The following is a 21,071-nucleotide window of genomic DNA, read 5'->3' on the forward strand; positions in this document are numbered from 1 at the left end:
GGACGCCCCAAATGCCGGACGCGTCTCTGCGGGGCGGGATAGAGCGCGAGGCGACGCGGCCTGTCAAGGAAGCTGCCATTACGCCGGCATCATGCGCGGCAGCGGGACCGCGGTGATGATGACCATGGCCTGGGCATAGGGGAATTCGTCCGTCATGGTCAGCGCCACATGCGCGGCATGGCCGGGGGGCGTGATGGCCGCCAGCCGGGCCGCGGCGCCGCCCGTCATCCGCAGCGTAGGCTGGCCGGAGGACAGGTTCACCACGCCGAGGTCCCGCCAGAAGACCCCCGCCCGGAAGCCGGTGCCGAGCGCCTTGGAGGCCGCCTCCTTCGCCGCATAGCGCTTGGCATAGGTGGCCGCCCGGATCTTCTCCGTCCGCCGCTCTGCCTTGGCGCGCTCGGCCGCGGTGTAGATGCGCGCCAGGAAGCGGTCGCCGTATTTCGCCATAACGCGCTCGATGCGGCGGATGTCGATGATGTCACTTCCCAGGCCGATAATCATGGCGGCGAACTAACCCTTCGAGCGCTCGACCTGCGCCACGCCCTGCAGGGCCCGCAGGGCGGCGATGATATTGGACAGGTGGCGCAGGTCCTGCACCTCCACATCCACCGCGATCTCCTGGAAGTCCGGGCCGCGATGGACGATGCGGATATTCTCGATGGCGCCGTCCTGCCGGGCGATGGCATCCGTCACGGCAGAAAGCGCGCCGCGATCGTTGGAGGTGACCACCTCGATCCGTCCGGTATGCGCCACGCCGGCGCCGCCCGCATAGTCCCAGTCGATATCGATGAAGCGCTCTGGACTGTCCGCGAAGCCGGACAGGTTGTGGCAATCCGTCTTGTGGACCGTCACCCCCTTCCCCGTGGTGACGATGCCCAGGATCCGGTCGCCCGGCAGCGGGTGGCAGCAGCCGGCGAAATTCACCTCCATCCCCGCCACCAGGCCGGTGATGCCCATGGTGACGTCGCGCTTGAAGCCGCCCTTGGCCAGCGGCACGGCGCGGGGGCGGGACCGGGCGAGGGGCAGCGAATCGGCCGCGCGCGGCGGGCCGCGCAGTTCCGGATAGACCGCATGCAGCACGTCCTTGGCGGTCGCGCCGCCGCCCGCCACCAGCAGGCACAGCTCCTCGAAGCTGGTCTGCTTCAACGCCTTCAGCGCCGGCTCCATCAGCTTCTCGGAGAATTCGACGCCCTCCGCCCGGAAGGCCTTGGCGATGGCGGCGCGGCCTTCCTGCTGCTGCTGCTGGCGCTGTTCGGCATGGACGAAGCGGCGGATGCGGGCGCGTGCCTTGCCGGTGACGACGAAGCGCGCCCATTGGGGGTTCGGCGTGCCGCCGCGGGCGGTGATGATCTCCACCTGGTCGCCGTTTTCCAGCGGTGTGCGCAGCGGCTTGATCTGGCCGTTGATCTTGGCGCCGACGCATTGGTCGCCGACCTGGCTATGCACCTGGTAGGCGAAGTCGACGCAGGTGGACCCGCGCGGCAGGGCGATCAGCTCGCCCTTGGGCGTGAAGCAGAAGACCTCGTCGCGGTGCAGTTCCAGGCGGGTGGCGTCCAGGAATTCCTGCGGCTCGCTGGCCTGTTCCAGGATTTCCAGCAGCGCCTTCACCCAGGGGAATTTCTGCTGGTCGCGCGCGGCCTCCCCGCCCTGCTTGTAGATCCAGTGCGCGGCGACGCCGTATTCGGCGACCTCGTGCATCTCCCGCGTGCGGATCTGCACCTCGATCTTGGCGTTGCGGCGTTCCGGCACGGTCAGGCCGGTATGGATGGACTGGTAGCCGTTGGTCTTGGGGGTGGAGATGTAATCCTTGAAGCGTCCCGGGACGACGCGATAGGCGGAATGCAGCACGCCCAGCGCCTGGTAGCAGGCAGCCTGGTCCGGCACGATGACCCGGAAGGCCATGATGTCGGACAGCTGTTCGAATTCGATGCTCTTGCCGTGCATCTTCAGCCAGATGGAATAGGGCGACTTCTCCCGCCCCGTCAGCTCCAGCAGGTCGATGCCGGCTTCCTCCAGCACGCGCTTCAGGTCGGCCCGGATCTCGGCGATCAGGTCGGCGCCCTGGCCGTACAGGAAGCCGCGGCGGGCGACGATGGACTGGCTGGCATCCGGCTCCAGCTCGCGGAAGGCCAGCGTCTCCAGCTCCGTCTTCAGCGCATCCATGCCGATGCGCTCTGCCAGCGGGGCGAAGATCTCCATGGTTTCGCGGGCGGTCTTGCGGCGCCGAGCCTCCTGCGGGACGAAGTGCAGCGTCTGCATGTTGTGCAGCCGGTCCGCCAGCTTCACCAGCAGCACCCGGATGTCTTCCGACATCGCCAGGACCAGCTTACGAAAATTCTCGGCCTGCTTGGTGCGCTCGGATTGCAGTTCCAGGCGCGTCAGCTTGGTGACGCCATCCACCAGCCGGGCCACTTCGCGGCCGAAGCGCTTCTCCAGCTCCGCCAGGCCGACCTTGGTATCCTCCGCCACGTCGTGCAGCAGGGCGGTCGCGATGGAGGCGGCGTCCAGCCGGTACTGCACCAGGGTGCGGGCGACGGCGACGGGGTGGATGATGTAGGGGTCGCCGTTGTCGCGCTTCTGGCCCTCATGCGCCGCGCAGGCGGTGATCCAGGCGCGCTCGATCATGGCGGTATCGGCGCGGGGGGAGTAGGCGGCGACGAGGCGGGCCAGTTCCTGCCCGATGGTCTCCCCCGCCGGGGCGGGTCCGGCCGGCGCCGGCGCCGGCGCGGGGGGCGGCGGGTCCAGCGCGATTCCGGCCGGCAGGTCCGCGGGCGTGTTCATCTGCGGCCGCCCTGGGCCGTTGGCAGGGGCGCCGGGGCCTCGCGGCCCTGGCGCGGTTGTCCCTGCGTCAGCGCTTTCCGCCGAGCTCGGCGGCGATGGCCGCCTCGATGTCGTCGGCCGAAAGGTCCTCGAGGCCCGCGCCGTCGCCGATCGCTTCCTCGTTCACGTCCATGACGCCGAAGATGTTCTCGTCGGTGGCGATGAGGTCCAAAACCTCCTCCTCGGCCGGCTCCGGCTCCGGCGCGCGCTGCAGGGACTTCACCAGGTCGGCCTGCAGCATATCGAGGTCGACCGTGCCCTCGGCGATCTCGCGCAGCGCCACGACGGGGTTCTTGTCATTGTCCCGGTCGACGGTCAGTTCCTCGCCCCGGCTGACATTGCGGGCGCGCTGCGCCGCATGCAGAACCAGCTCGAAGCGGTTGGGGACGCGGAGGATGCAGTCCTCGACAGTAACGCGCGCCATGGCGGCTCCAATCCCGATGCGGGGGGAATAGTCCGGGGAACCCGATGCGCAGGCGCTGCGCGCGGGACTCCCCTCTCCACCCTATGGTGAACGCTCCATGTAGCCAGCCCGGGCGGCTTACGCAAGAACCCGGATGCCCTGCCGCCCCGCTTGGGCCAGCAGTTCCGCCACCGGCGCGCCGAGCCGGGGATGCACCCAGCCCGGCGCCACATCGGCCAGCGGCGCCAGCACGAAGGCCCGCAGATGGGCGCGGGGATGCGGCAGGATGGGGTCGGGCGAGTCGCGCAGCAGGCCGCCCAGGTCGATCAGGTCCAGGTCGAGGGTGCGCGGCGCATTGGGATAGGGGCGAACCCGGCCGAAGCGGGTCTCGATGCCCTGCAGCGCGGCCAGCAGCGCAGCGGGGTCGGGCGGCGGGGCGCCGGGGCGCAGGGCGAGGCGCGCCACGCCATTGACGTAGTCGGGGGCACCGGGGCTCGGCGGCACCGGGGCGGTGGCGTACCAGCGGGACAGCGCGCGCAGCCGCAGGCCAAGCAGGCCATCCAGCGCGGCGGCGGCGGCGCGACAGGTTTCCAGCGCGTCGCGCCCATCCGGGCCGGGCAGGTTGGCGCCAAGGGCGATCAGGATCATACCGGCGCTCTACCGCCCGAACCTCGGAAAGACCACGCCTTGCCCGCGCCCGAGACGCCCAGCCACGACTGTCCCCTCTGCCCGCGCCTGATGGCCTATCGGCTGGAAAATCGCCAGAAATGGCCGGGCTGGCACAATGGCCCGGTGCCTTGCTGGGGCCCTTCCGAGGCGCGGCTGCTCGTGCTGGGCCTGGCGCCCGGGGTGCGCGGGGCGAACCGCACGGGGCGGCCCTTCACCGGCGACCATGCCGGCAAGCTGCTCTATGCGACGCTGCTGAAATACGGGCTGGCCGAGGGCGAGTATCGGGAGGATCCGCAGGACGGGATGGAATTGCGCGGCGTGCGCATCATCAATGCCGTGCGCTGCGTGCCGCCCGAGAACCTGCCGACGCCGGCCGAGATTACCACCTGCAACCGCTTCCTGCTGGCGGAGCGCCTAGCCATGCCGCAGCTGCGCGTGGTGCTGGCTCTGGGGCTGGTGGCGCATAATGCGCTGCTGAAGACCCACCGCATTCCGGCGGCGCGCTTCAAGTTTGCCCATGGCGCGCAGCATGCGCTGCCTGATGGGCTGGTGCTGGCCGACAGCTACCATGTCAGCCGCTACAATACGAATACCGGCCGCCTGACCACCGAGATGTTCGAGACGGTGGTGCGCCAGATCCTGCCCCTGCTGGCCTGAGGGGAAGCGGCGGGGGCGCGGCTTGCCGCGCCCCCTGCCCGCCTCAGCGCAGGCGCCCCGCGTCAGCGAAGTCCAAGAAAGCTCAGGATGGCGATGACGATGACGACGGCGCCGACAATGTACACGATGCTGTTCATGGGATGTCCCTCGGTTCACAACAGGGGGACAACGACGCGATAGCGCGGGAGTTGCAGACTCCCGCTCAGCCTATCGGCCGACCCTGCAGCGCCGCCTCGACCGCCCGCAGCAGGGTTGGATGTTCCGGCTCGATCGACGTGGCAAAGCCGCGCGCCGCCAGACCATCCCGCGCCACCAGGAACTTGTGGAAATTCCAGCGCGGCGGCCCGCCCGCCCGCGCCGCAAGCCAGGCGAACAGCGGATGCGCCTGCGGCCCGCGCACCCGGGTCAGCCCCGCCAGGGGGAAGGTGATGCCATAGACCGTCTCGCAGAATTCGCGGATCTTCGCCGCGTCGGCGCTTTCCTGCCGGAAGTCGTTCGACGGCACGCCGATCACGGCGAAGCCAGCTGGCGCGAAGCGGTCGTGCAGCCGCTGCAGGCCCTCATATTGGGGCGTGTAGCCGCAGAAACTGGCGGTGTTCACCACCATCAGCGCCTGGCCGCGGAAATCCGCCAGCGCCAGGGGACCGCCCTCCAGCGCCTCCAGCCGGAAGTCGAAGACGGTCTGCGCGGGGGCGGCGGCCATCACCAGGGGCGTGGCCAGCAGGGCGCGGCGCGAAAGCTCAGCCATAGCGTTCCTCCATCCAGGGATCGCCGCGATTGTGGTAGCCGCGCACTTCCCAGAAGCCGGGCCGGTCCTCGCGCAGCAATTCCACCCGCGTCAGCCATTTCGGGCTCTTCCAGAAATACAGGTGCGGCACCACCAGCCGCAGCGGCCCGCCATGCTGGCGTTCCAGCGGCGCGCCCTGCCAGCTATGGGCGAACAGGTTCTCGGGCCGGGCGAAATCCTCGATGGCGAGATTGGTGGTGTAGCCGTCGTAGCTGGTCAGCGAGACGAAGCGCGCCTCCGCCTTCGGCCGTGCCAATTCCAGAAGTTCCGGCACCGGCACGCCGTCCCAGTCATTCTCGTAGCGCGACCACTGCGTCACGCAGTGGATGTCGTTGCGGCGCCGCGCCTGCGGCAGGGCCAAAAATTCGTCCAGCGTCAATCGGACGGGCGCGGCGACCAGGCCTTCGATCCTGAGGCGAAACTTCTCCCGGCTCACATCCGGCTGCACGCCCAGGTCGAGCACGGGGAAATCCGTTACCAGCCGCTGGCCGGGCGGCAGGCGATCGGCCTCGGGGGTGGAGGTGGTGCCGGTCAGCAGCCTGCCGTCCCGCGCCCAGCCCTGCTTGGTCTCGACCAGCTTCTCGCGGAGCTTGCCGGTCAGCGGGATGTCCTCGTCCTCGGCCATGTCGATCTCCTCGGGGCGATAGGTGCCGATGCGGCGGGCGGATGCAAGGGGCGGCTGGCGCGCCCGGCTGCGGAACATCCCTGCCCGGGCTCGATCCGGCCCTAGAGGCATGGTTGCAGCCTCCGGCGGCTTCGGCCATCGGGGACGGATGACAAGGCAAGTCCTGCTGCTTCTCCTCGCCACCCTGCCCGGCTGCGGCCCCTTGCTGTCCGAGGGCACCGGCGCCGCGGCGGGTATCGGCAGCGCCAGCCTGGCGGAGGCGGTGGGCGCCAGCGCGGCGGCCACCACCGGCATCGGCATCGGCGTGCAGGCGGGGGCGCGGGCCGGGCTCCAATATGCGCAGCGCCGCACCCAGCGTTCGGCGCAGCTGCGCCTGGCCGCCGCCGCCGGGCCGCTGGAGGTGGGCGAGGTTGCCGCCTGGTCGGTGCGGCACGGCATTCCGCTTCAGCCGGACGAGCAGGGCGAGGTCACCGTCACCCGCCGCATCGGCGCCGGCAACCTGGATTGCAAGGAGATCGTCTTCTCGGTGATCGACCCGCCCTCCCGCGGGGCGGCGGATTCGGCGCGGCGCTTCTATACGGCCACCGTCTGCCGTGACGGCACCACCTGGCGCTGGGCCTCCGCCGAACCCGCCACGGAACGCTGGGGCAGTCTGCAGTGAAGCCGCTGCCCCTGCTGAGCCTGGCCGCGCTGCTGGCCGGCTGCGGCCAGGTGGCGGATCTGACCGGCGCGGTCGCCGGCGGCGGCGCGGCACTGGTCAGCAGCAATCCGGCGGTGGGCTATGCCGTCGGCATCGGCGTGCGCGCCGGCGTCACCGCGGGCATGCAGACCGTGATGCGCGGCCGGCAGCGGGCGGAGCAGGATGCGCTGGCCGCCGCCATCGGCGGGCTGGACCCGGGCGAGGCCGGCCCCTGGGCCGTGCGCCACACCATCCCCATCGGCAATCGCCAGGGCGAGGTGCGGCTGGTTCGGATCATCGACAATCCGCTGGCCGAGTGCCGGGAGGCGCTGTTCGCGGTGCAGGGCGAAAGCCAGTGGTTCCTCACCACCGCCTGCCGCCAGGGCGCGCAGTGGAAATGGGCGGCGGCAGAGCCGGCGACGGAGCGCTGGGGCAGCCTGCAATAGCCTTACGGCTCAGCGCGGCCGGAACCCCTGATCCGTGAGGAAGCGCTCCACCACCGGGCCCCAGACGGCGCTGCCGCCGCGGCCGAAGAACAGGCTGTGGCCGTCATTGCCGAAGGCCGGCAGGGCCGCGAACTGGGCGCGGCCGCCGGCGGCGGTGAAGGCCTGGTGCATCGAACGGGCCAGGTCCGGGCCGAAGAAGCTGTCATTGGCCGTATAGATCCAGACCGTCGGCAGCCGCGCCTTCTGGCCGAAGCGGCCGGCGGCGGCCACCAGGCGGTCCGCGGCGCAGACGCTGTTCGGCTGCCCCCCGGCCCAGCCGCCCCGTCCGCCCGCCATGTTCACCACCGCGACCACGCCTTCCGGCGGGGCAGAGGCGAGCGCCAGCGCGCCCCAGCCGCCGGCGGATTGGCCGACCACCAGCACGCCCTCGGGCCGGATGCCCGGCAGGGCGCGGCCGGCGGCCACGGCGGCGGCGATATCCTGCGCCGTCTGCCGCCCGCCGGCGGCGAAATCCGGGCTGGCGCAGGCGCCATAGCCTTCCGCCCAAAGCCCGCCCTCGGCGCCATAGCCACGGCGCAGCGGCAGCAGCACGGCGAAGCCGCGCGCCAGGAACCAGCGCACCGCCTCGGCCGAGCAGGGCTGCGGCGCCATGCCCGCGCGGCCGGCGGCATTGGCGGGGGAGCCGTGGTTGATGACGGCCAGCGGCACCGGCCCGCCGACATCGGGCCGGCAGAGTCGGGCCGGAATCTCCTGGCCAGTGCCGGGGATGGCGATGCGCAGCAGGCTGGGATCGGCGGCGGGGGCCTCTGCCGCGCAGGCCGAGGCCAGCAGGGCGAGGAGGAACATCATCTTGCGCATAAGCGGCTCCGGCGGGGCGCGGGAGCTTCGCAGTCCTTGCGGAGGCGTGTCGAGTGGTCGGGCCGAGGCCCCCCACCCACCCCCCCCAAGTGGGGCGGAGGGCTTTCAGGCTAGCCGCGGTCGCGCATCAGCCGGGCCTTGTCGCGCGACCAGTCGCGCTCCGCGATCGCCGCGCGCTTGTCGTGCTTCTTCTTGCCCTCGCCCACGCCGAGCAGGATTTTCGCGACACCACGCTCGTTGAAGTGGATGTCGAGCGGGACGAGGGAGATGCCGTCGCGGGCGATGCTGGCGGCAAGCTCCCGCGCCTGCTTGCGATGCAGCAGCAGCTTGCGGGGGCGGCGCGGCTCGAAGCTGGCCACATGGCTGCCGGCCTGCCACTCGGGGATATAGCAGTTGAACAGCCACATCTCACCGTCGCGCTCGCCGGCCCAGGCCTCGGTCAGCGTGGCGCGGCCGGAGCGCAAGGACTTCACCTCCGGCCCCACCAGCATCACGCCGGCCTCGATCTCCTCGCCGATCTTGTAGTCGTAGCGCGCCTTGCGGTTCTGGGCGGCGATGCCGTGGCTGATCAGCGCGCTTTTCTTCTTCTTGGGCTCCGCCATCAGTTCAGCAATCCGGCCCCCGTCATGGCGGCGCGGACGCGGGCATGCGTCGACTCCGCCACGGGGGCCATGGGCAGGCGGCAATGGTCGGTGCCGTGGCCGAGCAGGCTGGCGGCGACCTTCACCGGGCCGGGCGAGGTCTCGCAGAACATCGCGTCATGCACCGGCGTCAGGCGCGCCTGGATCGCCATGGCGTCCTTCACGCGGCCCTCGGCCCAGGCATCGTGCATCTCCCGGCAGAGGCGCGGCGCGATATTCGCCGTGACGCTGATGCAGCCATGGCCGCCAGCGGCCAGGAAGGCGAGCGCCGTATGGTCCTCGCCCGAAAGCTGGCAAAAGTCCGGGCCGATGGCGGCGGTGGTGTGCAGCGGGCGGGTCAGGTTCGCCGTCGCATCCTTCACGCCGACGATATTCGGGTGCTTCGCCAGCCGCGCCATCGTCTCCACCGTCATGTCGATGACGCTGCGCGGCGGGATGTTGTAGATGATGATCGGCAGGTCCACGGCATCGGCGATGGCCATGAAGTGGCGGTACATGCCCTCCTGGGTCGGCTTGTTGTAGTAGGGCGTCACCACCAGCGCGGCGTCCGCCCCGGCCGCCTTGGCATGGCGCGTCAGGTCCACCGCCTCCGCCGTGCTGTTGGACCCGGTGCCGGCGATCACCGGCACGCGGCCGGCGGCGGCGGCGATGCAGAGGTCCACCACCTGGTGATGCTCGGCATGGCTCAGCGTCGGGCTCTCGCCGGTGGTGCCCACCGGGATCAGGCCCTGCGTGCCCTCGGCAATCTGCCAGGCGACGAAATCGGAAAACGCTTTGGCGTCCAGGGACCCATCGGCGTGCATCGGCGTGATCAACGCCACGAGCGATCCCCTGAACATGTTTTTCCTGGCCTGCCAAGCTGATGAAGGGCCGAGACTCTAGTGTCCGCCCCGCCCTGCGACAAGGGCGCGAGACCTGCGGCGTTTTGCGCTAGGATGCCCGGCATGCGCCGTATCCCCCTTCTCCTGCTGCTCCTCTCCCTTGCCACCCCGTCCCTGGCACAGCCCTGGGCCAGCGATTCGGCGCGCGTCGCCGGCCGCCAGGCGCTGGAGGCATTGCGCCAGAACCGCTTCCTGGAGGCCGACAGCCTCTCGCTCGCCGCCGATCCGGTGGTGCGCAAGCTGGTGGTCTGGGGCCGCGTGCAGAACCGCCAGGGTGGCGCCAGCGCCGCCGAGATCGTCGGCTGGCTGGACGCCAATCCGGACTGGCCGCTGCCCATCACGGTCGCGACGCGGGCGGAGGAGGCGCTGGTCGGCGAGGCCGATGACGCGCTGGCCCTGCGCCAGTTCGGCCGCAGCGCGCCCCGGACCCTGGCCGGCGCCCAGCGGTATGCCGATGCCCTGACCCGCGCCGGCCGCACGGCGGAGGCCGCGGCCGCGCTGCGCGCCGGCTGGCGCGAGGCCGATGGCGACAGTTTTTCCGAGGGCGATTTCCTCGCCCGCAATGCCGCGGTGCTGACCGCGGACGACCATTGGCGCCGCGCCGACCGGCTGTTCTGGGCCAGCCAGGCGGATGGCGCCGCCCGCGTGCTGCCGCTGCTGGATGCGCGCCGCCGCGCCGTGCTGGAGGCGCGGCTGGCCGCCCGCGCCGGCACTTTCGGCGGCACGCCCAACGATATCGGCGTTGCGCATGACCTGGCTCGCCGGCTGCGCCGCGCCGACCAGGATGCCGAGGCCGCCGCGGCCTGGAACGCCGCGGAGCCACTGCAGCGCGACCTCTCGCCGGAGGCGCAGCGTGCCATCTGGGTCGAGCGCCAGGTGCTGTCGCGCAAGCTGCTGCGGCTCGGCGACCCCGCCGCGGCCTATCGCCTCGCCGCCAATCACGGCCAGGCGGAGGCCGGCGAGCCACGGCAGGAGGGCGAGTTCCTCGCCGGCTTTATCGCGCTGCGCCGGCTGAACCAGCCGGCCCAGGCGCGGGCGCATTTCGCCCGGGTCGGCGAGGGCAGCCGCAGCGTCATCACCCGCGCCCGCAGCGCCTATTGGGAAGGTGTGGCGCTGGCGACGCAAGGCCAGACGGCGCAGGCCCAGGCCAGGTGGCAGGAGGCGGCAACCCTGCCGGTGGCCTTCTACGGCCAGCTCGCCAGCGTCTCGCTGGGCGAAAGCCCGGCGCAGCTCGCGGCGCGGATCGGCGGCATCCCCTCCCCGGCGCCAGACCAGGCGGCGGGGCTGCGCTTCCTGGGGCGGGACCTGGTGCGGGCGGTGATCGCGCTGGCCGATCTCGGCCAGTCCGACCGCGCGCGGGTCTTCCTGCTGCGGCTGGAGGAGCTTTCGCCGGAGCCTTCGGAACATTGGCTGGTGGCGCGCCTCGGTGTCGCGATCGGAAGGCCGGACCATGCCGTCTGGATCGCCCGCCGCGCCGGGGCCGATGGCGTGATCCTGCTGGAGGATGGCTGGCCCACCCCCTACCCCGCCCCCGCCGATGGCGCGGAACCCGCGCTGGTGCATGCCATCACCCGGCAGGAGAGCAATTTCGACCTCTCGGCTGTCTCCTCGGCCAATGCGCGGGGGCCGATGCAACTGCTGCCCTCCACCGCCGCCGGCGTGGCGCGGCGGCTGGGCGTGCCGCATTCCACCGCCATGCTGACCACCGATGCGGCGCATAACCTCCGCCTCGGGAGCGCCTTCATCAACGACCTGCTGGGCCGCTTCGGCGGCGCCATGCCGCTGGCCGCGGCGGGCTACAATGCCGGGCCGGGGCGGGTCGACCAGTGGCTTGGCACCTATGGCGATCCGCGCGCGGCGGATGGGCCGCATATCCTGGACTGGATGGAACAGATCCCCTTTTCCGAGACCCGCAACTATGTCCAGCGGGTGATCGAGAATGTGGTGGTCTATCGCGCCCGCAACCCGGCCACCGCGGACCAGCCGCATCCGCTGGCCAGCCTGATGGCCGGCCGCCGATGACCTACAGAGGGGGGAGCCGCGTCTTCGTCACGGCCCGGGATGGGCTGAAGCTGGCGGCGCTGGACCATGCGGGGCCGGAGGGGCGCACGCCGATCCTGTGCCTCCCGGGCCTGACCCGGGCGGCTGAGGATTTCGACGGGCTTGCCGCACGTCACTCGGGCAAACGACGGGTGCTGGCGCTGGACCATGTGGGGCATGGCGAAAGCGGGCGGGCCGTCGAGATGAACCGCTATGGCATCGAGCACAGCCTGCGCGACGTGCTGGACTGCATGGCGGCGCTGCATTGCCATCGCGCGGTGGTGGTCGGCACCAGCTATGGCGGCATCCTGGCGATGATCCTCGGCATCCTGCGGCCCACCGCGCTGGCAGGCGTTGTGCTGAACGATGTCGGGCCGAAGCTGGAGCCGGTGGCGCTGGGCCATGTGCAGGATTTCGTCGGCCACGACCCGGCCCTGCCGGGGCTGGAGGCGGCGGTGGCGCATCTCAAGGCCAAGCTGCCGCCGCTGGTGATGGACGAGGCCGGCTGGCAGCGTTTTGCGGCACGCACTTTCCGGGCTGGGCCGGACGGCGCCTGGCATCCGCGCTGGGATACCCGGATCGCCCAGGCGATGCGCGCGGCGGGCGAGATGCCGGACCTCTGGCCCGCCTTCGGGGCGCTGGCGCATGTGCCGGTGATGCTGGTGCGCGGCGCGCTGTCCGAGCTTCTGTCGGAAGACACCGCATTGCGGATGGGCGAGGCGCGGCCCGCCATGCGCTTCGTCGAGGTGGCCGGCACCGGCCATTGCCCGACGCTGGAGGAGCCGGAGGCGGTGGCCAGCCTCGACGCCTTCCTCGACCGCATTCCATGACCCCTGCCCAGTTGGTGGCGACGCTGGGCGGCGTCGGCCGCTTGCGACCGGGGCCGGGCACCTGGGGCTCGGCGATCGTGCTGCCGGCGCTGTGGCTGGGGCCGGTCGCCTGCCTCGGCCTCGCCGCGCTGTGCCTCGTCGCGGGCTGGTGGGCGGCGGGCGAAGTGCTGCGGGATGGCGTCGAGGATCCCGGCTGGTTCGTGGCGGATGAGGGGGCGGGCATGCTGCTGGCGCTCGCCGCCCTGCCGGCGGCCACCCTGCCCGGCGCGCTGGCCGCCTTCGCGCTGTTCCGGCTGCTGGACATCGCAAAACCCTGGCCGATCTCCTGGTTCGACAACCAGCCCGGCGCCTTCGGCGTGATGCTGGATGATGTGATGGCAGGCGCCCTGGCCGCCGCCGCCCTGCTGGCCTTTCATGCCCTCGTCCCGGGAGTGCTTGCATGATGCTGCCCGAAGCCACACTGACGGACGCCGCGGCGCTGCTGGCGGAATTGCAGGCCCGCAAACTCAGCCTCGCCACGGCGGAATCCTGCACCGGCGGGCTGATCGCCGCGGCACTGACCGCCATCCCCGGCTCCTCCGCCACCGTGCTGGCGGGCTATGTCACCTATTCCAACGAGGCCAAGACCCGCATGGTCGGCGTGCCCGCGCCGATGATCGAGGCCATGGGCGCGGTGAGCGAGCCGGTGGCGCGGCAGATGGCGGAAGGGGCGGCGCGGGATTCGGGCGCCGATCTCGCCGTCTCCTGCACCGGCATCGCCGGGCCGGGCGGCGGCAGCGCGGCCAAGCCGGTCGGCCTCGTCCACCTTGCCTGCGCGCTGCGGGGGTCGCCGACGCTGGCCGAGCACCACATTTTCCCCGGCGACCGCACGGCCATTCGCGCCGCGACCGTCGCCGCCGCCTTCGCCCTGATCCGCCGCGCCCTGGAGCACACTGCATGAGCCTGACCGAACAGCTTCTCTCCACCCTGGATGCCGGCCGCGATGCGGCGGTGGCGCGGCTGGTGGACTGGCTGCGCATTCCCTCCATCAGCGCGCAGCCGGATCATGCGGCGGATTGCGTGCGGGCGGCCGAATGGGTGCGCGACCAGCTCTTGGAACTCGGCTTCACGGCGTCGCTGCGCCAGACGCCGAAGCATCCGGTGGTCGTCGCGCACCACCCGGGGCCGGCCGGCGGGTCCAAGCGCCACCTTCTGTATTATGGGCACTACGACGTGCAGCCGCCGGACCCGCTGGAGCTCTGGACCAGCCCGCCCTTCGAGCCCGCGATCGTGCAGGGCCCGCATGGCCAGCGCGTGGTCGCGCGCGGCGCGGTGGACGACAAGGGCCAGGTGCTGATGTGGATCGAGGCGCTGCGCGCCTGGAACACGGTGGCCGGCGGCCCGCCCTGCGCCATCACCGCGGTGATCGAGGGCGAGGAGGAAATCGGCTCCCCCAACCTCGCCCCCTTCATGGCGGCGAATGCGGCGGAGCTGAATGCCGATGTCGCCATCATCAGCGACACCGGCATGTGGGATATCGACACGCCGGCGCTGAGCACGCGCCTGCGCGGCATGTGCTTCGTGCAGCTCGACATCAAGGCGGCAAGCCGCGACCTGCATTCCGGCATGTATGGCGGCAGCGCGCTGAACCCGAACAATCTGATCACGAAAATCCTGGGCGACCTGCACGACGCGCAAGGCCGCGTGCAACTGCCGGGCTTCTATGACGGCGTTCCGGAGCTTTCGCCCGAACTGCGCGCGCAATGGCAGGCGCTGGGCTTCTCCGAGCACGACTTTCTGGGGGCCATCGGCCTTTCGGTGCCGGTCGGCGAGAAGGATCGCGGTGCCCTGGAACGCCTCTGGGCGCGGCCGACCGCCGACATCAACGGCATCTGGGGCGGCTATACCGGCGCCGGCAGCAAGACCGTCATCCCCAGCGAGGCGCATGCCAAGATCACGTTCCGCCTTGTCCCCGGCCAGCACCACGAAAAGGTCTTCGACGCCTTCAAGCAGTTCGTGAACGCGCGCCTGCCCGCCGATGCCACCGCCACCTTCCAGGGCGGTGGCGCCAGCCCGGGGATCGAGGTGCCGGCGAACAGCGAATTCGTGAAGGCGGCGCAGGCGGCGCTGGCCGATGAATACGGCCGCCCCGCCGCGATGATCGGCTGCGGCGGCTCCATCCCCATCGTCTCCTCCATGAAGGATGTGCTGGGGCTGGACACCGTGCTGATGGGCTTCGGGCTGGAAGACGACCAGGTGCATAGCCCGAACGAGAAGTTCGACATGCGCTGCTTCCACCAGGGCGCCCGCAGCCATGCGCGGCTCCTGGCGAAGCTGGGCTGAGCCCGGCGCGCCGAGACCGACCGCCTCGCGATCCTGTGCTGAGGGCGCCGGTCCTAGGCCGCCCGATCGGTGCTAGAATCCGCGCCATGTTCGCCGCCATCCGTTTCCGAGCCTGAGCTGGTGCCGCGCCCTGCGCGCGGCAGACTCGCCCTGCCCTGGAACGGCGCCCAGCGCCGATGGATGAGACGCGCCCGCATGCCCAATTCCCTTTCCGCCGCGCAGCTGCAGGACTTCCTGCGCGATGGCGCCATCTGTCTTGCAAACGCCTTCCCCGCCGCGCTCGCCGCGGAATGCCGCGCGTTACTCTGGCAGCAGACCGGCTGCGATCCCGACCGGCCGGAGGGCTGGACCCGCCCGGTGGTCCGCCTCGGCCCGCAGGCCGCCGCGCCCTTCCTTGCCTCCGGCAATACGCCGGCGCTGCATGCGGCCTTCGACCAGCTGGTGGGCGCCGGCGCATGGCAGCGGCCCGGTGCGATCGGCACCATCCCGGTGCGCTTTCCCTCCGCAGAGGATCCGGGCGATACGGGCTTGCACATCGATTCCGGCTTCGGCTGGGAGGATCCGGACTTCCTGAACTGGCGCAGCAATCTCGCCAGCCGTGGCCGCGCGTTGCTGATGCTGTTCCTCTATTCGGATGTGACGGAGGCGGATGCGCCGACGCGGCTGCGCCTTGGCTCCCACCTGGCGATGGCCCGCCGCCTCGCCCCGGCCGGGGAGGAAGGGCTGACGCTGCGGGAGCTGGACGCCGGTGGCTGGCCGGAGGGGCATGCGGAGGCGCTGGCCACCGGCAGGGCGGGCAGCGTGTGGCTCTGCCATCCCTTCCTGGTGCATGCGGCGCAAGCGCATCGCGGCCACGCCCCCCGCTTCGTCGCCCAGCCGGCGCTGCTGCCGGCCAGGCCTATGGACTGGCGCCGCGACACGTCGCCGGTGGCGCGGTCGATCCGCGCCGCGCTGGAGGACCTCAGCCCTTCGCCAGCGCTGCCCTGATCGCCTCCAGCGCCTGGTCGATCATTGGCGCCGTCACATCCAGATGCGTGCAGGCGCGCAGGCGCCCGCCGAGGAGGGACAGCGCCACGCCCTGCATCCGCAGGCGCTTCACCAGCTCCGCGGCCGCCAGGCCGGTGCCGGAGATGGTGAAGAAGACCAGGTTGGTGTCGGGGTCCTGCACCTCGACACCCTCCATCTGCGCCAGGCCGCGCGCCAGCGCCTTGGCATTGGCGTGGTCCTCCGCCAGCCGGTCCACATGGTGGTCGAGCGAATACAGGCAGCCCGCCGCGCAGATGCCGGCCTGCCGCATGGCCCCGCCCAGCCGCTGCTTCCAACGCCAAGCCTCGTCGATGAAGTCGCGCGAGCCGCAGAGCACGGCGCCGAGCGGCGCGCCCAGGCCCTTGGTGAAGTCCAGCCAGACGCTGTCATAGCCCGCCACCATATCGGCCGGCGCCACGCCGGCAGCGACGCAGGCATTCATCAGCCGCGCGCCATCCATATGCGTGTTGAGGCCCGCGCCATGGGCGATGGCCGCGATCTCATCCAGAGTCGCCTTGGGCCAGACGGCGCCGCCGCCGGTATTGGCGGTCTGCTCCACCTCCACCAGCCGCTGCGTCGGCGTGTGGCGCGACTTGCCGCGCAGCGCGCCGCGCAGGTCGTCTGGCGTGTACATGCCGCGCGGACCCTTCAGCGGTAGGATCTGCACGCTGCCGAGCGCGGCATGGGCGCCGCCCTCGCTGGTCAGGATATGCGCCGTCTCATGGGCGATGATCTCCTCCCCCGGGCGGCAATGCACCAGGGTGGAGGCGACGTTGCACATGGTGCCGGAGGGCATGAAGACCGCTGCCTCCTTGCCCATCAGCGCCGCCATGCGGTCACACAGCGCATGCACGGTGGGATCGTCGCCATGCTGCTCGTCGCCGACCTCGGCGCGCATCATCGCATCCAGCATCGCCGGAGTCGGCTTGGTCTGGGTGTCGGAGTAGAGGTTGATGCGGACGGGCGGCGCGCCGGCGGGCGGGCGTTCGGGGGCGTGGACCATGCGGCGGAGGCTCCGTTTCGTACCGGCGCACTCCGCTATGGGTGCCGGGCTACGTCAAGCCGCGCTGGCCATGTGGTGCTTCGCCCAGAGCGGCGCGATGGCCGGGCGGCGCGCCACGGCCTGGGCCAGCGCCTCGATCCGCGGCAGGTTGGCCGGTGTCCAGACGCGGCCGCCGGCCCAGCGGGACAGCACGGCGATGTAGAGATCCGCCACGCTGAAGCGCGTGCCGAGCAGATAGGGCGAGGCCGGATCGCCGGTGAGGCCCGCATGCGCCTCGATCACCCGCATCACATCGCGCGCCATGTCCTGCGCCCGATCCTTCAGCGCCTGGTGCTGGTCCGGGCTGACGCCGAAGCGGGCCGGATAATCCCATCGGGTGATCTGCGGATAGAATTCGCCGGCCAGCAGCGCCATCCAGCGCAGCGCCCGCGCCCGGCCGGAATCGCCCGGCGGCGGCAGCAGGCCCGGATGGATATCGGCCAGCGTCACCAGGATGGCGAGGCTTTCGGTCATCACCGTGCCATCCGGCAGGATCAGCGTCGGCAGCCGGCCCATGGGGTTGATGGCGCGATAGTCGTCGCGGAGCTGGTGGTCCCCTTCCAGCGGAACCTCGCGCAGTTCCACCGCGGCGCCGGCCTCGGCCAGCGCCATCTCGACAGGGGCGGAGCCGGAGCCGGCATCGCCGTAGAGGATATAGGTCATGCGCCCAGGCTGCCGCGTTTCGCGGCGCGGCGGAGATCAGAAGAAGGGGAGCGGCCCCCGGAAGGTTCCGATCGGCATCAGATGCGTCACCAGCCCCGTCTCCTTCCGCCAATGGTGCAGCAGCATGGCGGGGGGCTCGACGTAGCTGGCCGGCTCCGCATCCGGCGACAGGCGCAGGGCGAGCGCCGTGGTGGTGCTCGGCGCGGTCATCAGCAGGGTGCCGGCGAAGCGCAGCTGCATGAAACGGTGGAGATTGCCGCAGAGGATGCGCTCCACCGAAGGATGGCGCGCGACGATTGCGGCCAGGCGCTCGCCATGATGGCAGCGATAGGGGTCGATGAAGGGGATGCCGCTGGCGAAGGGCGGCTGGTGCATCATGATCAGCGTCGGCCGGCCCGGCTGTTCCGCCAGCCGCGCCTCCAGCCAGGCGTAGGCGGCCGCATCCATCTCGCCGTGATGCGCGCCGGGCACGGTGACATCGAGGCCCAGCACGCGCAGCGGTCCGAAGCCATCGGCGGCGAAATGCAGCGGGCCGGAGGCCGGCAGATGCGGATGATGCGCGAAGCAGCGGCGGAAGCCGTCCCGCGAATCGTGGTTGCCCGGGATCGCCAGAATTGGCGCACGCAGGCGCGCGAGCAGGCTGGCGGCCTGGGCATATTCGGCCTCCGTCCCCTCCTCCACCAGGTCGCCACTCAGCAGCACCAGGTCCGGCTGCGGGTCCAGGCGGTCGAGCTGGTCCAGCGCCGCGGCGAACATGGCGTTGGAATCGACCAGGCCCCGATAGAGCTCGCCCGCCGGCCGCAGATGCGGGTCCGAGAGCTGGGCGATCAGCACCGCCGTCTTAGGCGGAGGGGGCCGGGGTCGCGGCGGGCGGTGGCGGGGCGCGGCGATAGAGCGCGGCGGCGCGGCGTTCGAAGGACCGCACCATCAGCCGCACCGCCTCGTTGAAGACGGTGCCGATCACCGCCTGTAGCAGGCGCGACTTGAATTCGAAATCGACGAAGAAATCGACCTCGGTTCCATTCGCCACCGGCCGGAAGCGCCAGTGGTTGTTCAGGTAGCGGAAGGGGCCGGTGAGATACCGCACATGCACGTGGTGCGGCCGTTCCAGCGTCACCTGGCTGCGGAAGGTTTCGCGGAACATCTTGAAGCCGATGGTCAGGTCCGCGATCAGCTCGCTATCGGTGCGGGAGATGATGCGCGCGCCGACGCACCAGGGCAGGAATTCCGGATAGCGGCGCACATCCGCCACCATGTCGAACAGCTGCTCATCGGTATAGGGAAGCACCCGCTTCTCGGCATGCGTCGGCATCAGGCGGCCTTCAGCTTGGCGATCCGCGCATCCCGCAGCGCCGCGAAGTCGCGGTCGGCATGGTAGGAAGACCGGGTCAAAGGCGTGGCGGAAACCAGGAGAAAGCCCTTGCCGCGCGCCGCCTGGGCATAGTCCGAGAACTCATCCGGCGTGACGAAGCGATCCACTGCGGCGTGCTTCACCGTGGGCTGCAGGTACTGGCCGATGGTCAGGAAATCGATCTCGGCGCTGCGCATGTCGTCCATCACCTGCAGCACCTCGATCCGCTTCTCGCCGAGGCCGACCATGATGCCGGACTTGGTGAAGATGGTCGGGTCCAGCTGCTTCACCCGGTCGAGCAGCCGCAGCGAATGGTAGTATTTGGCCCCTGGCCGGATCGTCGGATACAGCGCGGGCACGGTCTCCAGATTGTGGTTGAAGACGTCCGGCCGCGCTGCCACCACCACCTCCAGCGCCCCGTCCTTGCGGAGGAAGTCGGGGGTCAGGATTTCGATGGTGGTCTCGGGGGCCGCGGCGCGGATGGCGGCGATGGTCTCGGCGAAGTGCCGGGCGCCGCCATCGGCCAGGTCGTCGCGGTCCACGCTGGTGATGACCACGTGGCGCAGGCCGAGCTTGGCCACCGCATCGGCAACCCGGCGCGGCTCGTCGGTATCCAGCGCCTTGGGCATGCCGGTGATGACGTTGCAGAAGGAGCAGGCGCGGGTGCAGGTGTCGCCCATGATCATCATGGTGGCGTGGCGCTGCGACCAGCATTCCCCGATGTTCGGGCAGGCCGCCTCCTCGCAGACCGTAACCAGGCCATTGGCGCGCATCAGCGCATGGGTCTCGCGATAGACCGGGCTGGTGGGCGCCTTCACCCGGATCCAGTCGGGCTTCCGCTGGATGGGGTTGTCCGGGCGCTTCGCCTTCTCGGGGTGCCTTTCGGCACCCGTCCGGGTGGCCCTGTGATCGATTTCGAGGCGGGTGCTCATGGCGCTAGATGTGGATCACCCGGCCATAGGCATCAAGCACCGACTCATGCATCGTCTCGGAAACCGTGGGGTGCGGGAAAACGGTGTGCATCAGCTCCGCCTCGGTCGATTCCAGGGTGCGGGCAATGCCATAGCCCTGGATCATTTCCGTCACCTCGGGGCCGACCATGTGCGCGCCCAGCAATTCGCCGGTCTTGGCGTCGAAGACCGTCTTCACCAGGCCCTCGGGCTCACCCATGGCGATGGCCTTGCCGTTGCCGATGAAGGGGAAGCGGCCGACGCGGACCTCGTGGCCGAGCTCCTTGGCCTTCTTCTCGGTTAGGCCGACGCTGGCGACCTGCGGGCGGCAATAGGTGCAGCCGGGGATGTTCAGCACATCCATGGCATGCGGGTGCTTGCCGGCGATCGCCTCGACGCAGATCACCGCCTCATGGCTCGCCTTGTGCGCCAGCCAGGGGGCGCCGGTGAGGTCGCCGATGGCGTAGACGCCGGGCTCGCCGGTATTGCCGAAGGCATCCGTCAGCACATGGGTGCGCTCCACCTTCACCTTGGTCCCTTCGAGGCCCAGGTCTTCCACATTGCCCACGATGCCGACGGCGGAGATCATGCGATCCGCTGTGATCTCCTGCACCTTGCCGCCGGCCTCGACGATCGCGGTGATGCTGTCGCCGTTCTTGCGCACGCCCTGCACACGGGCGCCGGTGATGATCTGCATCTTCTGCTTGGTGAAGGCCTTATGGACGAAGGCGGAGATTTCCTCGTCCTCGACCGGCAGGATGCGGTCCATCACCTCGATCAAAGTGACCTCGGCGCCCATGTTCAGGTAGAAGCTGGCGAATTCGGAGCCGATGGCGCCGGAGCCCATGACGATGAGCTTCTTCGGCAGCGCGGCCGGCGTCATCGCCTCCCGATAGGACCAGATCAGCTTGCCGTCCGGCTCCATCCCCGGCAGCACGCGCGCCCGCGCGCCGGTCGCCAGCAGGATGTGCTTGGCGGCGATATCGGCGACCGGCTTGCCGTCCTTGGTGACGGAGAGCTTGCCCGGGCCGGCCAGCTTGCCGTGGCCATCAAACACCGTGACCTTGTTCTTCTTCATCAGGTGCTTCACGCCACCCGAGAGCTGGCCCGCGACCTGCCGGCTGCGCTTCACGACCTTGGCGAAATCGAAGCGGATGTTGTCGGCCGCGAAGCCATAGGCATCCAGGCTGTGCAGCAGGTGGTTGATCTCGGAGGCGCGCAAAAGGGCCTTGGTCGGGATGCAGCCCCAGTTGAGGCAGATGCCGCCCAGATTCTCGCGCTCCACCAGCGCGACCTTCATGCCGAGCTGGCTGGCGCGGATGGCGCCGACATAGCCACCGGGGCCGCCGCCGACGACGACGAGATCGAAAGTCTCGGCCAT

The 21,071-nt window shown here is 70.7% G+C and carries 24 protein-coding genes; 9 read left to right on the forward strand and 15 right to left on the reverse strand.

Annotated elements, in window-relative coordinates; translation table 11 throughout:
* Nucleotides 1-78: 78 nt before the first annotated feature.
* The 4 genes from acpS to folK form a co-directional block, all read right to left on the reverse strand.
* A complete protein-coding gene (gene acpS / locus J3S20_RS20805; RefSeq protein ID WP_216838450.1) occupies nucleotides 79-501 on the reverse strand; it encodes a holo-ACP synthase in 423 nt (140 codons plus the stop codon).
* A 9-nt stretch (nucleotides 502-510) separates the two neighbouring features.
* On the reverse strand, nucleotides 511-2,781 hold the full coding sequence (locus tag J3S20_RS20810) for a RelA/SpoT family protein (protein ID WP_216838451.1): 2,271 nt from the start codon (nucleotides 2,779-2,781) through the stop codon (nucleotides 511-513).
* A 67-nt stretch (nucleotides 2,782-2,848) separates the two neighbouring features.
* Nucleotides 2,849-3,244: a DNA-directed RNA polymerase subunit omega gene (rpoZ, locus tag J3S20_RS20815; RefSeq protein ID WP_216838452.1), complete on the reverse strand. Its 396-nt coding sequence runs from the start codon at nucleotides 3,242-3,244 to the stop codon at nucleotides 2,849-2,851.
* 117 nt (nucleotides 3,245-3,361) lie between these two features.
* Nucleotides 3,362-3,871: a 2-amino-4-hydroxy-6-hydroxymethyldihydropteridine diphosphokinase gene (gene folK, locus J3S20_RS20820; protein ID WP_216838453.1), complete on the reverse strand. Its 510-nt coding sequence runs from the start codon at nucleotides 3,869-3,871 to the stop codon at nucleotides 3,362-3,364.
* Nucleotides 3,872-3,910: 39 nt separating this feature from the next.
* Here folK and J3S20_RS20825 point away from each other — a divergent pair, with 39 nt between their 5' ends.
* Nucleotides 3,911-4,549: a uracil-DNA glycosylase gene (locus J3S20_RS20825; RefSeq protein WP_456305702.1), complete on the forward strand. Its 639-nt coding sequence runs from the start codon at nucleotides 3,911-3,913 to the stop codon at nucleotides 4,547-4,549.
* Between the two features lie 202 nt (nucleotides 4,550-4,751).
* On the opposite strand, the gene J3S20_RS20830 is transcribed toward J3S20_RS20825, so the two are convergent.
* Together J3S20_RS20830 and J3S20_RS20835 are read right to left on the reverse strand one after the other, a co-directional pair.
* A complete protein-coding gene (locus tag J3S20_RS20830; protein WP_216838454.1) occupies nucleotides 4,752-5,297 on the reverse strand; it encodes a glutathione peroxidase in 546 nt (181 codons plus the stop codon).
* Nucleotides 5,290-6,039, reverse strand: a complete 750-nt coding sequence (locus tag J3S20_RS20835) for a sulfite oxidase-like oxidoreductase (RefSeq protein WP_456305703.1) — start codon at nucleotides 6,037-6,039, stop codon at nucleotides 5,290-5,292. The genes J3S20_RS20830 and J3S20_RS20835 overlap by 8 nt, the downstream gene beginning before the upstream one ends.
* Nucleotides 6,040-6,109: 70 nt before the next feature.
* Between J3S20_RS20835 and J3S20_RS20840 the strand changes: the two genes are divergently transcribed.
* Together J3S20_RS20840 and J3S20_RS20845 are read left to right on the forward strand one after the other, a co-directional pair.
* Nucleotides 6,110-6,622, forward strand: a complete 513-nt coding sequence (locus J3S20_RS20840; RefSeq protein ID WP_216838455.1) for a hypothetical protein — start codon at nucleotides 6,110-6,112, stop codon at nucleotides 6,620-6,622.
* A complete protein-coding gene (locus J3S20_RS20845; RefSeq protein ID WP_216838456.1) occupies nucleotides 6,619-7,086 on the forward strand; it encodes a hypothetical protein in 468 nt (155 codons plus the stop codon). Before J3S20_RS20840 ends, J3S20_RS20845 begins: the two co-directional genes overlap by 4 nt.
* Before the next feature lie 9 nt (nucleotides 7,087-7,095).
* Here J3S20_RS20845 and J3S20_RS20850 read toward each other — a convergent pair whose 3' ends face one another.
* The 3 genes from J3S20_RS20850 to dapA all read right to left on the reverse strand — a co-directional run bounded on the left by J3S20_RS20850 (nucleotide 7,096) and on the right by dapA (nucleotide 9,424).
* On the reverse strand, nucleotides 7,096-7,944 hold the full coding sequence (locus tag J3S20_RS20850; protein ID WP_216838457.1) for an alpha/beta hydrolase family protein: 849 nt from the start codon (nucleotides 7,942-7,944) through the stop codon (nucleotides 7,096-7,098).
* A 110-nt stretch (nucleotides 7,945-8,054) separates the two neighbouring features.
* Complete coding sequence (gene smpB, locus J3S20_RS20855) at nucleotides 8,055-8,546, reverse strand: SsrA-binding protein SmpB (protein WP_216838458.1); 492 nt, start codon at nucleotides 8,544-8,546, stop codon at nucleotides 8,055-8,057.
* Nucleotides 8,546-9,424, reverse strand: coding sequence for a 4-hydroxy-tetrahydrodipicolinate synthase (gene dapA, locus J3S20_RS20860; RefSeq protein ID WP_216838459.1), 879 nt, complete (start codon nucleotides 9,422-9,424; stop codon nucleotides 8,546-8,548). The genes smpB and dapA overlap by 1 nt, the downstream gene beginning before the upstream one ends.
* Before the next feature lie 105 nt (nucleotides 9,425-9,529).
* Here dapA and J3S20_RS20865 point away from each other — a divergent pair, with 105 nt between their 5' ends.
* The 6 genes from J3S20_RS20865 to J3S20_RS20890 all read left to right on the forward strand — a co-directional run bounded on the left by J3S20_RS20865 (nucleotide 9,530) and on the right by J3S20_RS20890 (nucleotide 15,645).
* A complete protein-coding gene (locus tag J3S20_RS20865; RefSeq protein ID WP_216838460.1) occupies nucleotides 9,530-11,488 on the forward strand; it encodes a lytic transglycosylase domain-containing protein in 1,959 nt (652 codons plus the stop codon).
* Entirely contained in the window at nucleotides 11,485-12,336 is an 852-nt protein-coding gene (locus J3S20_RS20870) for an alpha/beta fold hydrolase (protein ID WP_216838461.1), read from the forward strand. The genes J3S20_RS20865 and J3S20_RS20870 overlap by 4 nt, the downstream gene beginning before the upstream one ends.
* Complete coding sequence (locus tag J3S20_RS20875) at nucleotides 12,333-12,779, forward strand: phosphatidylglycerophosphatase A family protein (protein ID WP_216838462.1); 447 nt, start codon at nucleotides 12,333-12,335, stop codon at nucleotides 12,777-12,779. The genes J3S20_RS20870 and J3S20_RS20875 overlap by 4 nt, the downstream gene beginning before the upstream one ends.
* Nucleotides 12,779-13,276 (forward strand): CinA family protein, encoded by a 498-nt coding sequence (locus tag J3S20_RS20880; RefSeq protein ID WP_216838578.1) that lies wholly within the window; start codon nucleotides 12,779-12,781, stop codon nucleotides 13,274-13,276. Before J3S20_RS20875 ends, J3S20_RS20880 begins: the two co-directional genes overlap by 1 nt.
* Nucleotides 13,273-14,658 (forward strand): dipeptidase, encoded by a 1,386-nt coding sequence (locus J3S20_RS20885; protein ID WP_216838463.1) that lies wholly within the window; start codon nucleotides 13,273-13,275, stop codon nucleotides 14,656-14,658. The genes J3S20_RS20880 and J3S20_RS20885 overlap by 4 nt, the downstream gene beginning before the upstream one ends.
* 195 nt (nucleotides 14,659-14,853) lie before the next feature.
* The gene (locus J3S20_RS20890; RefSeq protein ID WP_216838464.1) at nucleotides 14,854-15,645 is read left to right on the forward strand and encodes a phytanoyl-CoA dioxygenase family protein; all 792 of its coding nucleotides are present in this window, start codon (nucleotides 14,854-14,856) and stop codon (nucleotides 15,643-15,645) included.
* On the opposite strand, the gene J3S20_RS20895 is transcribed toward J3S20_RS20890, so the two are convergent.
* The 6 genes from J3S20_RS20895 to lpdA are packed head-to-tail and all read right to left on the reverse strand — an operon-like array spanning nucleotide 15,620 to nucleotide 21,071.
* The gene (locus J3S20_RS20895) at nucleotides 15,620-16,687 is read right to left on the reverse strand and encodes a threonine aldolase family protein (RefSeq protein WP_216838465.1); all 1,068 of its coding nucleotides are present in this window, start codon (nucleotides 16,685-16,687) and stop codon (nucleotides 15,620-15,622) included. The genes J3S20_RS20890 and J3S20_RS20895 overlap by 26 nt on opposite strands.
* 54 nt (nucleotides 16,688-16,741) lie before the next feature.
* Nucleotides 16,742-17,389 carry a glutathione S-transferase family protein gene (locus tag J3S20_RS20900; RefSeq protein ID WP_216838466.1) on the reverse strand — a complete coding sequence of 216 codons (648 nt, stop codon included), beginning with the start codon at nucleotides 17,387-17,389 and terminating at the stop codon, nucleotides 16,742-16,744.
* Nucleotides 17,390-17,425: 36 nt separating this feature from the next.
* A complete protein-coding gene (locus J3S20_RS20905; RefSeq protein WP_216838467.1) occupies nucleotides 17,426-18,223 on the reverse strand; it encodes a phosphodiesterase in 798 nt (265 codons plus the stop codon).
* A 7-nt stretch (nucleotides 18,224-18,230) separates the two neighbouring features.
* Nucleotides 18,231-18,701 carry a type II toxin-antitoxin system RatA family toxin gene (locus J3S20_RS20910; RefSeq protein WP_216838468.1) on the reverse strand — a complete coding sequence of 157 codons (471 nt, stop codon included), beginning with the start codon at nucleotides 18,699-18,701 and terminating at the stop codon, nucleotides 18,231-18,233.
* Nucleotides 18,701-19,672, reverse strand: coding sequence for a lipoyl synthase (gene lipA / locus J3S20_RS20915; protein ID WP_216838469.1), 972 nt, complete (start codon nucleotides 19,670-19,672; stop codon nucleotides 18,701-18,703). Before lipA ends, J3S20_RS20910 begins: the two co-directional genes overlap by 1 nt.
* Before the next feature lie 4 nt (nucleotides 19,673-19,676).
* A complete protein-coding gene (gene lpdA / locus J3S20_RS20920; protein WP_216838470.1) occupies nucleotides 19,677-21,071 on the reverse strand; it encodes a dihydrolipoyl dehydrogenase in 1,395 nt (464 codons plus the stop codon).

The organism is Falsiroseomonas tokyonensis (assembly GCF_019024325.1).
Classification (GTDB): domain Bacteria; phylum Pseudomonadota; class Alphaproteobacteria; order Acetobacterales; family Acetobacteraceae; genus Falsiroseomonas; species Falsiroseomonas tokyonensis.